The sequence below is a fragment of the Pseudomonas frederiksbergensis genome, assembly GCF_003732275.1.
Lineage (GTDB): Bacteria > Pseudomonadota > Gammaproteobacteria > Pseudomonadales > Pseudomonadaceae > Aquipseudomonas > Aquipseudomonas frederiksbergensis_H.
The window spans coordinates 1-13049 of sequence record NZ_MOBM01000017.1 but is presented as its reverse complement, the minus strand read 5'-3'; the positions used below and the strand labels follow the sequence as shown (position 1 = coordinate 13049).

At 46.7% G+C, this 13049-nt stretch carries 14 protein-coding genes and 2 pseudogenes; 11 read left to right on the top strand and 5 right to left on the bottom strand.

The genetic code is table 11. The features are described 5' to 3' along the window. Nucleotides 1-451: 451 nt before the first annotated feature. Nucleotides 452-682 (bottom strand): annotated as a pseudogene (locus BK662_RS13285) (IS66 family transposase zinc-finger binding domain-containing protein); the annotation flags it as partial. A gap of 577 nt (nt 683-1259) precedes the next feature. Here BK662_RS13285 and amcB point away from each other — a divergent pair. The 8 genes from amcB to BK662_RS13250 are packed head-to-tail and all read left to right on the top strand — an operon-like array spanning nt 1260 to nt 8171. Continuing rightward, nucleotides 1260-1505: a cispentacin biosynthesis acyl carrier protein AmcB gene (amcB, locus tag BK662_RS13280; RefSeq protein ID WP_123358440.1), complete on the top strand. Its 246-nt coding sequence runs from the start codon at nt 1260-1262 to the stop codon at nt 1503-1505. 9 nt (nt 1506-1514) lie between these two features. Then, nucleotides 1515-2615, top strand: a complete 1101-nt coding sequence (gene amcF / locus BK662_RS13275) for a cispentacin biosynthesis acyltransferase subunit AmcF (protein WP_123358439.1) — start codon at nt 1515-1517, stop codon at nt 2613-2615. After that, nucleotides 2616-3140 (top strand): cispentacin moiety biosynthesis protein AmcG, encoded by a 525-nt coding sequence (amcG, locus tag BK662_RS34650; protein ID WP_148057932.1) that lies wholly within the window; start codon nt 2616-2618, stop codon nt 3138-3140. Beyond that, on the top strand, nt 3137-4489 hold the full coding sequence (gene amcH, locus BK662_RS13270) for an adenylate-forming 2-oxoglutaryl-ACP ligase AmcH (protein WP_123358438.1): 1353 nt from the start codon (nt 3137-3139) through the stop codon (nt 4487-4489). The genes amcG and amcH overlap by 4 nt, the downstream gene beginning before the upstream one ends. An 8-nt stretch (nt 4490-4497) precedes the next feature. Further along, complete coding sequence (locus tag BK662_RS13265) at nt 4498-5181, top strand: thioesterase II family protein (protein ID WP_123358437.1); 684 nt, start codon at nt 4498-4500, stop codon at nt 5179-5181. Nucleotides 5182-5183: 2 nt separating this feature from the next. After that, complete coding sequence (locus tag BK662_RS13260) at nt 5184-6215, top strand: aldo/keto reductase (protein ID WP_123358436.1); 1032 nt, start codon at nt 5184-5186, stop codon at nt 6213-6215. Further along, the gene (locus BK662_RS13255) at nt 6208-6993 is read left to right on the top strand and encodes a hypothetical protein (protein WP_123358435.1); all 786 of its coding nucleotides are present in this window, start codon (nt 6208-6210) and stop codon (nt 6991-6993) included. Before BK662_RS13260 ends, BK662_RS13255 begins: the two co-directional genes overlap by 8 nt. Continuing rightward, complete coding sequence (locus BK662_RS13250) at nt 6993-8171, top strand: MFS transporter (protein ID WP_123358434.1); 1179 nt, start codon at nt 6993-6995, stop codon at nt 8169-8171. The genes BK662_RS13255 and BK662_RS13250 overlap by 1 nt, the downstream gene beginning before the upstream one ends. 159 nt (nt 8172-8330) lie before the next feature. Here the strand turns inward: BK662_RS13250 and BK662_RS13245 are convergent, their stop codons facing one another. The 3 genes from BK662_RS13245 to BK662_RS13235 form a co-directional block, all read right to left on the bottom strand. Beyond that, on the bottom strand, nt 8331-8897 hold the full coding sequence (locus tag BK662_RS13245; protein ID WP_259695910.1) for a TetR/AcrR family transcriptional regulator: 567 nt from the start codon (nt 8895-8897) through the stop codon (nt 8331-8333). A 15-nt stretch (nt 8898-8912) separates the two neighbouring features. After that, nucleotides 8913-10031, bottom strand: coding sequence for an iron-containing redox enzyme family protein (locus BK662_RS13240; protein WP_123358432.1), 1119 nt, complete (start codon nt 10029-10031; stop codon nt 8913-8915). Between the two features lie 542 nt (nt 10032-10573). After that, a complete protein-coding gene (locus BK662_RS13235; protein ID WP_123358431.1) occupies nt 10574-10969 on the bottom strand; it encodes a VOC family protein in 396 nt (131 codons plus the stop codon). A gap of 101 nt (nt 10970-11070) precedes the next feature. On the opposite strand from BK662_RS13235, the pseudogene BK662_RS13230 reads away from it, so the two are divergent. From BK662_RS13230 to BK662_RS13220, 3 genes and pseudogenes are all read left to right on the top strand, one after another. Beyond that, a pseudogene (locus BK662_RS13230) lies at nt 11071-11241 on the top strand (IS66 family transposase); the annotation flags it as partial. Between the two features lie 237 nt (nt 11242-11478). Further along, entirely contained in the window at nt 11479-11901 is a 423-nt protein-coding gene (locus BK662_RS13225) for a hypothetical protein (protein WP_123358430.1), read from the top strand. Nucleotides 11902-12079: 178 nt separating this feature from the next. Beyond that, nucleotides 12080-12466: a GNAT family N-acetyltransferase gene (locus BK662_RS13220; RefSeq protein ID WP_123358429.1), complete on the top strand. Its 387-nt coding sequence runs from the start codon at nt 12080-12082 to the stop codon at nt 12464-12466. 77 nt (nt 12467-12543) lie between these two features. On the opposite strand, the gene BK662_RS35045 is transcribed toward BK662_RS13220, so the two are convergent. After that, nucleotides 12544-13049, bottom strand: a 506-nt coding sequence (locus tag BK662_RS35045; RefSeq protein ID WP_123358428.1) for a hypothetical protein, incomplete at its 5' end; no start/stop codon positions are given.

The window sequence follows — 13049 nt, the reverse complement described above, 5'->3', positions numbered from 1 at the left end:
TATACAAGCCCGTTTTGACACCAGTGGAGATTTCGTCGCTTCATCAGTCAGTTCACTTTCGTTCAACTACCTGAGCCTTACGTGACAGTAGTTACTCTGCCTTTTCCCGAATCGCTCACCACCAACATGCTGAACATGTTCGCAGCATCGGGTCGTTTGATCAGTACGCCTGCACGCCCTGACCGGAGGGCCTACCTCCATCCAACTTGGAACATGGAGTGTCATGCCGCCGTTTTCATCTCGTCGTCATGACGACTCCTTCGTGACACACACAACCAGTTCGAGCGTCCAAGTGCCGATGGGTGGATCTGGTTGTCGGGTAGTCAGACGCGGTTGCCCGCGTCCAACCCCCTAAGAACCGTACATAGGAGTTTCCCAGCACACGGTTCAAGCCCCTGCTAAAGGCACCTCTAGGTACCAGGTTGTACATCATCGGCATAGGAAAATTGCACATCCCTCGGGCAGCGTAGGTGGTAGATCTCAAGATTACGGACTGTCGATACAACGGCAAGTGATCAAAGAATTTGGAGACCAGCACATGGGCCAGAAGCCCGGGGCCTGCAGGGCCTCGGGCAATCGGTCGACTCGGTGCCGGCACCTGGGCAATGTGTTCGCAGCACCGGCAGCCCAGCTTGGGGCAGACATGGCGAATCACCTTAAATCGTGCCGGCACGTACTTCAGCCAAATGGCGAGCGGAGTAAGAGGAAGCATGCACTGCATGCTTTTCGCATTTAATGCTTCCTAAAGCGCACCAAAACACGCCAGAACGCACCATTTAGAGGCGCAAGCTCTTGAAATATTTTGAAAAAAACTTGCCAAGTAAAAAACAGCAGACGTAAGATACAGACCTGTCTCACCACATAGAGCTTCAAAGTAATTCCATGGAATGGACAGAGGGCGTCGATATCTCATGTATCTGCTTCCTATTGATGTATATCAATAAAACTACAGACTAAACGAGATGCTCACGGATGAAAGCTTACTCCTTTGTTGAATTTTCAATCGGCCGTATTATTTTTTTGAAGTCACGCTTCAACCATTGGAGCTTGGACTCTAAGGCCGCCAATATCTTTCCAAAAGATATCTCCTTTATAAGGAGCATCTCTTACTGAATCGCCAAAAAGAAGTCATATCCCTACGCATGCCGTTTAAATACGATGGGTAAGGCTTCGGCGCATATCGCTTAATTTTCCGCAACAAAAGCCCCATGTAAAAATTAACAGCAAAGTCCAAACACACTAAAAATCAAAGGTGAAATATGAACATCGAACAACGAATCAAAGAAATTTTGGTGAGTGACGTTTACGCCGAAGTCGCTATTGCAGACATGCAACTTGACGACTCAATGCGAGACGTTTTCGGCGTCGACTCCATGGGTTTTGTAGAGCTGAAAGACCAAATGGAGAATGAGTATAAGATAAAAATCGAAGATAAAGACTTCACTCCAGAAAACTTTGCAACAATTCGCGCACTCACCGCTCTCATCACCAAACTCAAGTCGTAACGGTGCTCTATGAAAAGTGTCGCAGTCATAGCGAAGGCGTTGATAACACCGCTTGGTAATGAAACCGAAACGTTAGCGGCATTATTTGACTCAAAATCTGGTATCGCAATTCATCCTTCGAAATTTGAATTGCGTAACAATCATGCCGCCGTCATCAAAAGCACGGTGAAAAGTGACACTTACCATCACCGACAACGTGAACTCGCGTTATCGGTAGGCCAAAGCGTGTTATCTGAGGCCAATATAGATGCAACCGACGATAGATTGGCGTTTATTTTTGCGACCAGCTACGGGCACCTTCTTGACAATCCTGGAGACGATACTATGTCTACTTGGGCGATCGATTGTGCACGTGACTTGGGTAGCTCCATAGAACCAATTGTTATTGGAACAGCCTGCTCAGCTGGTTCTGATGCCTTAGGTATGGCGTCTGCGCTTCTTGAAGATCATAGTTACGACACTGTTATCATCATTGCGGTAGACATCGTCACAGAAGCTAAACGCCTAGCCCACTCAGGGTTAGGTACCATGACCGACGATACTCCCAAACCTTTTGATGTGGAGAGGAATGGGATGGTGCTCGGCGATGCGGCCGCTGCTCTTGTATTACGCAGAACCACAGACTGCACATCCCATTTTGGTGAGTTGGTTGGCTATGGCGCCTCTAACGATGCATCTGGGCTAACAACGCCTGATCTGTCGGGAGACTCTGTGCGACTTGCTATACAACGAGCCTTCAAACCAGCAAAAATCGATGCGCAAGATATCTCAGTATATCTGGCCCACGGAACTGGGACACATATCAACGATGAAATAGAATCAAAGGTCATTGAGGACATTTTTAACCAAAATGGGCGTTTGAAGATTCTTGGAACAAAAGGGGCGCTTGGACATTCACTTGGGGCGTGTGGATTACTGGAGTTTATTATCCTAATTCACGTACTCAAAAAATCCGCCCTTCCTCCCACCGTTGGTCTAAGTGAACCGATGCCCAATATTAAAAATCGCTTTCGTGAGGATTTGCCGGTTTCACTTCATACAAATACCGGTATCACCGTAACTTTAGGGTTTGGCGGTTTCAACACTGCGTTAATCGCGAGGGTCGGATGAATGAACGTCAAATTTTCAACATATGAATCGATTACATCAATGAATCGCCCCTCGCTCTACGCCGATCCACTGGCCTGGGCCGTTGTTGATTTTTCCGCATCCCTCCTTAACAAAGTACCAGAGGAGAGCCTTGAGAACGTCGGCATTATTGTAGTAAGTGACTACTGTAGTTTAGCCACTATGCGTGCACTTTCCGCCACCAGTAAAGATGGTAAAATTTCCCCACTAAAATTTGCTGGAGCTAACCCAGGAGTTGTTACTGGACTCACCGCCATCCAGTACAAACTCCGGGGCCCATCTGTAACGCTGACAATGAATCCAGCTAATGCAAGCAAGGCGGTAACATCTGTAGCAAGATACTGGTTCAAACACAGCGGCGTACACTCGGTATTAGTAATCACTCACAAGAAATCGACAGATCTTACCGACTCTGACAAGCTGGGGGGCACTCTTATTTCCGATGAACAAGCGTTAGACGCAGGAGTAATCAGTACGGTCTGCCAGAGTGGAGGAGATGCGCAATGAGTGCAGCAGCAAAACTACTTTTGGATGGTATTGAAGACTTTAGCAAGCGTTTTACGGACACCTCATCAGTAAGAATACGTTTCAATTCAATCTTGGATTCGTATGCAAACCTCAACTTGGAGCCCGGGTCAGCGATTATTATCCTGACGTCCAACAGCTTTGAGTTTCTGCAACATTGGATTGCTATCGTCGCAAACGGGCTAGTACCTGTACCCGCTTCTCCATCTCTGAAATCGACTAGAATTTTGGATCTACAGGAGTCCTTAAAAATTTCGGGGCTCGTTGGCGCCAAAATAAATCCTGCTCTTTACGGTGCTAATCATTACGTTGAAATTGGCACTCTTCGATTTCTGGAGTTTCGCAATACACCTGCGGCCTACGCTCCGGATGAAGCATTGATACTTACATCTGGGACGTCAGGCATTAATACTGCGTGTGTCCATAGCATTTCCTCCATGGTCAACAACGCAGCCATGCATAACAAAGCATTGGGCATTCATAGTTCGGACACTCAGCTATTAGTCCTTCCAATGTATTACTCGTATGCGATGGTAGCCCAAGCGATTGGATCGATGATTAGCGGTTGCAAACTAATCATTGATGGGCCTCCATTCACAGTGGAAAGATTTGCAAATCTATCCCATCAAAAAAATATTACCGTCTCAGCGATCACCCCAACGCTTGTACGCGAAATACTACAGAGCAATAGCTGCCTACCTGAAATACGGGTTTTAAGCGTAGGTGGCGATCAATTAAAGTCAAGTGATGTCGATGCAATTCGAACCAAACCATTTGTAAATGAGTTATACATTACTTATGGGCTAACAGAAGCTGGGCCGCGGGTCGCTACGCTAGCGGCTCATTCGGCGGATGTGGAACAACTAAACTCCGTAGGTCTGCCGCTTGAGGGAATTGAAACCAGGATCGACTCCCCTCGGGAAAATGAACCAGGAGAGCTTTTAATAAAAACTCCCACGGCACTACATCGAAAAGTTGGCGACAATGTCACACAGCCACTGCGAGCAGATGGATTCTTAGCTACCGGCGACTTGTTTACCAAAGACAAACTGGGTGTTTTACGCTTCGTTGGACGCACAAAAGACTTCGTGTTCATTCGGGGTGAAAAGGTAAACACAAAAAGTATCAGCCAAACTGCCGAACGCCACCCGGCAGTCAGATTTGCTAAGACCACTTTGACTACTGACGGAAAACTGTCATTAGCTGTGAGTCCACGAGAAGATACATCAATCGAAACCTCAGATCTTAGTAAATTTCTTGAACAACGGCTGCAACGCTTTGAAATGCCAGCCGAAATAACTCATGCCAGTTTTACAGAATTTCAAAAATAAGGGCACTCATGACTAATATGTATTCGTACCCCCACGCAGGCGGGTCTACACTCAACTACAAAGCATTTAAACATCAATTTCCCGAGAGCATTGGAAAAGTAGTTCCAATTGAAATTCCTGGTCGTGGAAAGCGAGGCACTGAACCATTTTCCAATACAATTCACGAATGCATTGAAGACTCGATTGACCAAATCCCGAACGAAGAATCCGATTACATCCTGCACGGACATTGCATGGGTGCTCTTTTAGCCTTCGAAACGCTAAAAGCTCTTAAAAGAAAAAAACGAAAACTCCCAACACTTTTGGTCGTATCTGGAAGAAATGCTCCAGGTTACCAGACCGACTGGGGCCTTCGAGTTGCAGGCCTTGATGATGAGAAGCTATTTGAGGAGCTGAAATCCGTTGGCGGTGCACCTCGAGGACTTAGCTTTGCCATGGCACAACAGTTTTTAACGATCATTAGAAAAGATCAGAAAATTGTCCACCAGTATTCGCCCGACGACGAAAAAGTTGACGTCCCCATACTGGTACTAGCTGGTAAGGATGACGTCATGACCAACACCGAGGCGCTTCTCCAATGGCAAGACTTTACGTCATCCAAGGTGGAACTCAATTTTATGGATGGTGAGCACTATTTTATCTATGACCAAGCTGAAGCTGTCGCCAATCTCATTAACGAGTTCAAGGAATAAAAATGAAGTATAGAACCTTGGGAGGCACCGGCCTTCAAGTTAGCGAGCTGTGTCTTGGAACGTTAATGCTCAGTGCATGGGGCAAGAACACTTTTGATGATTCAGACAACATTATTCAGCGAGCACTTTCACTGGGCATCAATTACTTTGACACCGCCGACTCTTATTCCCGAGGGGAAAGTGAAACTTTTTTAGGCAGATCACTTAAAAAATCCAAGAAACGAGACCGTGTGATTATCGCGACTAAAGTCAACTCCCCTATGGGGGCCGACCCTAACTCACGAGGAAGCTCCAGGCGTTGGATTACCAAGGCTGTTGAAGAAAGTCTTCGTCGGTTAGACACCGACTGGATTGACATCTATCAGCTGCACAGACCAGACCCTAATACCGAACTGTCTGAAACCATTTCAACACTGCAAGACTTAGTGCAAGCCGGGAAAATCCGATATTTTGGAACGTCAACTTTCCCAATCACAACTCTAATGCAGTCCCAATGGATAGCGGAAACATCAAAGCGAGCCCGACCTATGGTTGAGCAACCACCGTACTCAATCTTAGCACGAGATATTGAACGGGAAATACTTCCCTTCTGCGAGCAATACAAAGTTGGCGCTTCTGTTTGGAGTCCATTAGCAGGTGGATGGCTCGCAGGCAAGATTAACTCCGGCTCTGATGTTGCAACCGAGCGATCACGCTACTGGGGCGACCGATATGACATGTCAAAACCAGTTAACCAGACAAAGCTTCGTATCGTTCAGCAACTGTCTCAAGCGTGCGCGAAATTTGACATCCAATTGAATGTAGCTGCAATTGCGTTTGTTCTCAACCACCCCGGGGTTGCATCCGCAATAATCGGGCCACGAACAATTTCCCACCTTGAAGCCACTATCCAATCAGTAGATACGCAGCTCCCGGCAGAGCTATTGGACATAATTGACGAGATTGTCCCACCTGGGACGACTGTTAGCGATGATGATCGTGGTTACTTGCCTCCTGCCATCACTGACTCCAATCTGAGACGCCGAAATGGATAACCTCAAAATCATTCTCGACAGGACAATTTTCGAAATTGGCGGAGGAGAGTTGCTGGACTGGAGCGTCCACGACTCCAGTTACCTTGTAAAGGTCTCACCGCAATCTACGGGCACTGCAAACAACCTTAATACGTACACGTCAAAGATGTTAAATAAAATCTTTGCCGCACGCGCACTCAGTCTTGCGCTGATTCATCAACATTATGGTTTCGATGAAGGGGTCACCATCTCAGTAAAGTCTATTGATGTTACTCCGCTTGAAGCCATCGAAACGAGAGCAAGTCATGAGATAGCCTTCGAAATCACAAATCAAAAAAAGAACAGAATCGACTCGGTACGATCTACTATTACAACCTCGCTCAGCAAAGAACATTATTCAGTTGAATTTGAATTTGGTATCCTGCCTCAGAGCATGGAGCGTTTCGTACGCTCTTCGAGAAACTTCAATGATTATAAAGACATAAGCATTTCCCCTGCAGAGGGCGTAACAGAGAACCATGCCGAGTACAGTTTCAGGCACATACCTGGCGAATCTGACAGGTTGATTGATGGCAAGAGAATGGATCACATCCCCGCGATATCGCTCATTGAAATAGTGCTATCCAATATCGAGCACAGATACAAATTAAGCATTTCGTCCATAGAAGTTAAATTCTATCGGTACACCGATCCAAGACTCCCATTCGAATTCCATATAAACCCTACATTGGCTCACGCCCAGATAATTCAGGACGAGACGATTGTAGCCGAAATCTTACTTGACACTGGTGCAAGCTAATGTCTAATTCCTTTCAGTCAAAAATTGCGTATTGGGCTTGCGTCACCTGTTCCATATTACTCATGATGAGTACCAACATAGCATCGGGTGTCTACCCACTTTACAAATCACTTAACATTTTAAATGCTCTTCAAATCACTGAAGTCTTCGCAGCATACATATTCGGTCTTATCCCTACCCTTCTGATATCGTCTTGGCTACACTCAAAATATGGGTTACGCATAGTAATACTTACCGCTCTCACCTGCTCGATTATCGGTACACTAATAATTGGACTAGGAAACGAGTTTTCCTACTTTCTTTGTGGCCGTATTTTTCAGGGGATAGCAGTAGGCTTGTCTACAAGTAATCTTGCAGCCGCTATTGTTCGACTGGAACCCAATGGCAACCATCACAGAGCCGCGCTAGCAACTGGACTTGCAATGACTAACGGGGGGGGCTTGGCGCCAATTATAGGGGCATTAATTGCACAATATTTCGCTCACCCTACGCTCACTCCTTATCTGATCATTGTTCTACTCCTTTGCATGATGCTGCCACTCACTTTCTCAATGCCCCACGTTAAAAATAGTAATCCCAAGATAAATCTGCCGCGCGTCCCTCACAGCCATAAAGATGTTTTCAAAAGATCAGCAACTGCCGCATTTTTAGCTTGGACAGTTCCTGCGATATTTCTTTCGGTAGTTCCAGTTGTAGTGGCGAGCCACTTACCTAACAGCAACTTGATTTATCCCGCCATTGCTGCCGGCGCTGTCCTTATAGTATCCGGCATCACTCAAGCGCTAGGAATGCGTTTGAAACCAGAAATAGCTTTACAATGTGGTTACTACACACTCGTTATTGCAGCGAGCTTATTGATCTATGGCGAATTTTCATCCGCATTTTCCATAATTTTAGCCAGCTCAGTTTTGGGAGGAATCGGACACGGCTTAACATTCCTAGGAGCAACCAGGCTTTTAAACGCTACCATTTCCAAGCTTGAGGCACGAACAGAGATTCTTGCAGCATACAATATAGCAATTTATCTTGGGGTAGGAATTCCAGTCTTCTGCGTTGGGGTTTTATCAACATTGATGCAAACTTCAGAAGCTGTGTGCCTTTTTGGTGGTTTCGTCATAGCCCTATCAGCATATAACCTAGTAAAAAACCGCAACAAAAAATTAGAATATGCTCAATAACTCTTGTTGCTCCACCCCATAAACGATCTGCACTTGCTGTTTTCAATGCGCTCAACAACCTCTGACGCAACCATCCAAAACAGCAAGTAGCCTTTCAAATATTTTTCCCTCGCCTCGCTAGAAAGACACCAACTTTTCAGAGCACCAGCTTTCTGCGTGCTACCGCTCTGAATTTATAGAACTTGACAAAAGAGCTTGTACAGCATTCCATGCATCCCGAGCTGCATTGCGCTGCCCCATAACTTGAGCTGACAGCGTAGCACCATCAAGAAGCATGATGAAAATTGGTGAAAGCCTCTTAGCCTCATCGGCCGAAACCAGACTAACTAAGATCCCTTCTACAAACTCCACAAGTTTAATTTTCTGGTTCGCAGCGGCGTCTTTTATTTCGTCAGCACCGTTATTAAACTCCGATGCCGCATGAGCAAACATACATCCGGTAAAGCTATCAGATTGATACCAATTATTATGCCACTCAAAAACTGCCTGGAGTTTCTCAATCGGAGATTCAAATTGAGAAACCAATTCATCCATTGAGCTTTTACACATCAACTCTCGAGCTTTCAGAACCTCTACGATCAAATTGTTTTTCTTGCTAAAATGACGATACATCGTCATTTTAGCAACTTTAGCTTCGGCGATTATCGTATCAATGCCCACCGCATGAAATCCATGCTCTTCAAAAAGTTTTGTGGCAGTCTCGATTATCGCCTGTTTTTTTTCCACTATCCTAATCCTCTATCATTTCCTACTAGCAAAGCCCTCATGAATCCTCGACGCCCTCTCGGACTCCAGAGCATTTAACAAATAATCGTAATATCTATTGCAGGAATCAAGTCGATACTTTGCGCCAATATATATTTCCTGCCCAGCACTAGGCGTATCTTTAACAATAGGGCGCACTACACTCTCAACCCATCCCTTCGCATGAAGTATATCGATTTCCGCATGCTCTTCATAATATGCAAGCTGCAGTTCATCACAGACCCCTAAGCGACGACATCCGGAGATTAATTTGTCATAATTTTGCGGATCCAACATTTCTGTCATAGCCATGATACCCAGCAGTTTAAAGTAATGCTGTCTATTCAAGGCCCCCATCATGAACAGATTATATCCTTCGAGCCCCTGCCAACTCAACAGCGATGCATAATCGTCACCAACAAGGTCAATATCTAGCGAAACCAGAAGAGAATTATATAGCTCAACATGACTTTTTCCGGCGTTCCCTTGCCCCGCTTCATCCCATATATTTTTCGATATTTCAACTCTGGTGTTGGGGCGCGCACCCACTAGCGTCAACACTATAAGATCAAAAAACCTATTATTTAGTGCGCAATCACTTTTAAAAAAACTAATCAACTGATCCATATCAGCCGTATCACGAAGATAGTCGAATAGGCGATGATTGGTAACAGGATGACTTTCGTAGAGTTTCACAAGCTGCTCTTCAATATCATAGATTGGCTCCGCCTCCACAAAAGAAGCAACCGCTTGACTAGCCAACCAAGAACTCTCAATTGCACTCTTCACTTTCTGAAGGAAAACACTGTATTGATTTGTCGCCGCCGAGTGTGCTGGATCGATGACCTGCAACTCATACAAAAGAAACAACGATCTATGTACCGAATACAAGCTCCTTTCTTCAAACTCAGAAAAGGCAAACTTTAGTTCTGACATCACAGATGAGAGAAAGCGTTCCATATATCCGCTTATCGAATCTACTTTTTCATCAAGGAATTCGATATCTCTTAAAATCCTTATACGCTCATGCAATGGCTGCTCCATCACATCAACCATAGCCTTAGAAAGGTTTTCTGTCTTAGGGAGTCCTGCAACTTGTTGTCCATCGACGATCATGGGTGGGGCATCCTTACCAAATGAGAACACTCATTATATACATACAGGTCTGTCTCATCAAGATATCTGCCGTGGACTTTTTTTCTAATCAGCATGCTGTTTTTACCGGTATTGGATTTTCTTCCATTGATTCATCGCTGGATCACATAGTGATTTAGAATACGTAGTTGAAACAGTGAGGTAGGATGTCCCTCATTCCACTGCGCTTAGTACCCGCGGCCTCCTCAATACGGCTTTTCATGTACGCATTGCTGTGTGAGGCAAATAGCTGAAAACCGAGTGAGGCACTTTTCAAGTTTCGAAAACCAAACTGCAAACGCGGATCGCTAACCAAGTCAATGGAAAAAATTTGAACACAACCTCCCCTCTCACCGCCCGCGAGGGCGACCAGGTACTGAAGGACGTCGCACTGAGCACACGCACCATGACAAGAACCAGCAGCCAGTCTTTGAGCAAAATCGTAAGCGTCTGCCCAAGTCACCTTGCGTGACTTAGGTAAGAACCCGCTGAGTCGGCAACCTCATCAGCGCAAAAGTCGAAGGTCAGTCAGCGCTGTGACATACACAACATATCTTGTTGCCGTCGGGGTCTCTGATGTAAGCACCGTAATAATCCGGAGAGTACTGAGGACGCAGCCCTGGTGCGCCTTCGTCTAATGCCCCGTTAGCCATAGCGACCGCGTAGAAGTCATCAACCTGCGCCCGCGCTTGGGCTTCGAACGCAACCATTGACCCGTTACCTGGTGTCGCTGGTTCGCCATTCAACGGGCTGTAGACGCAGAACGCCGTACCTGAGGTAGTCGTACTTTGAGTGAATAGAGCGCGGTCTGGCTTGTGCTTGAGCGCAAGCAGGTTGATGCCTAGCGGTGCAAGCAGGCGCTTATAGAAGTCTGTGGCGCGGGTGAAATTGTTGGTGCCGATAGTGACATGGCTGAACATCAGGCGCTCCGATTGGTTAGGGCATCCGTCGACTCAACTTTACCTTGTGAAGGTCATGCCGGCACCCACTTATGCGGCAGAAGATTACCGATTTCACTCACTTGCTGTGTCGGCAACTGCGTCAGCACGCGTTGGATTACAGCCTGAAACGCTGGGCAGCGCTGTCGCGCTACCTCGACGACGGGGCCGTACCCATAGAAAACAATTGGGCCGAGAACCAGATCCGACCATGGGCTCTTGGACGAAAGAACTGGCTCTTTGCGGGGTCGCTACATGGATTGAAATTCGCTGTGAAAACCGGTCGGAACCTTCGGTGGAGAGACGCAAGGCCGGGGATCGCTGTTACTCACATGGCCCGATTTATGATGAGCTACGCGGAAAGACTGCCGAGGCAGTAGCCGCGCCCCCCGGTTACACAAAATTCTGCACACCCTCAACTAGCGCTAGGCTTTATCACTGCTATGCTCGACTTGCTTCACCCATGGAAAACTTCTTTCAAGGACAAGAAAATGACTCACAAAATCCGCACCACCAACACCCACATAATTGTTGAGCTTTCATCTAAAGCAGGCCACAAGTATGAGGTCGGGTATCCAATAAAGGATGGATACACCGAAGAGAAAATTCTCGAAAACATTAAATCGCACGAACTACAAGACAGTCCCTTTTTAAGCTTGCAATGGATTCCTGGGGCTCCGCAGACTAGCCCTTCAGCAGAAGTTCAAAAAATAGGGATTGCGGCAGGTTATGTTAGCCATGACAGAGGGCCAATTTACGAATACCGCATTAACTTCCAGAACAGCAAAGGATGGGAATTCCAATTCAAAGACGAAACTGGCGATATTTATCCATGCAATACAACTTTTAACTCATGGCACTACATTGACTACAACTCCGACAAGGCAACAATAATTGGCGTCAGAAACTCATAAAAAATTATGGCCATATACCGCCTCCTCAAAACACCCATTATTTCGGGCGTTTTTTTGCTGCCCCTTTCACCTTAGAGGGGTCGCGGTAGGGACGGCAGTTACCTGCCGCCCCCCGCACAGATCCGTACGTGCGGAACTACCGCATACGGCTCCTGCCTCGAGTATGTGACGCGAAGCGATCCTCAGGGTAGGCTACCAAGCCTCGCCAAAGCTAATCCGAGATAAGCTTGAGGCTTTAGAATTTAGCGCTCGCGATACCGTGCTGCTGGCACAAGACGGTGAAAATATTATCGGTGTCATAAGTTTACACGTACTTGAACTGTTTCATCAGCCGGGTAGGCTCGGACGCATTACCTCCCTTGTCATTGATGATGACTTCCGAGGACAAGGAGTAGGGGCAATGCTAGTTTTCGCTGCTGACGCGTTTTTTACAGAGCAACTTTGCGTCCGGGCTGAGGTGACTAGCAGTGACCACCGAATACAGGTTCACACTTTTTATCAGCAGCAAGGTTACGCGGTCGACGAGCGTCGGTTTGTCAAACGGTATGATTCTTCCGGGGCATAGTAAGTTTAAATTCGGCGAGCACGTCACCTTGATCAAAATATAAAACTGGTGAGCAGCGTGTATTGCCCGAACGCTTACTAAGCACCAGTGTCGCGTCGCGGCACTACGCCAAGGGCTTCTCTGGCCACGAATATCTCCTTACCGGTGACAAAGACTCGGTGCCGAGGATCGTGTTTGCCAGCGTAGGGAATTTTATCAGACCAACTGAGTACCCCTAGCTCTCTGAGCTCGTGCTCCAGGGCCACGGCGTTGTCTTTGGACTTAAAGAAGCCAACACAGTGGTCATGACGCATTGCCATGATGTATTGAAAGAAGAACTCGCATGCTTGAGACTCACTGCCTGAGGCATAGATTGGCTGTGAATCATGACCCCGCTCCGTATAACAGACCTGCCACTGCGTGTCCCTGTGGCTTAGGTAAAAGGCGTCTGACGCCCCGCCACGGGAGCCGATGGCATACATGGATGGGTTGCATCCTTCTTCTAACAGGCGCTCTGCGAGGCGTGTATTCATTGCATCCACGAGATTGTCTGTCAGTACCGATGCAAAACTGACCCACCCTACCGGTTGAAAACTGACCCACT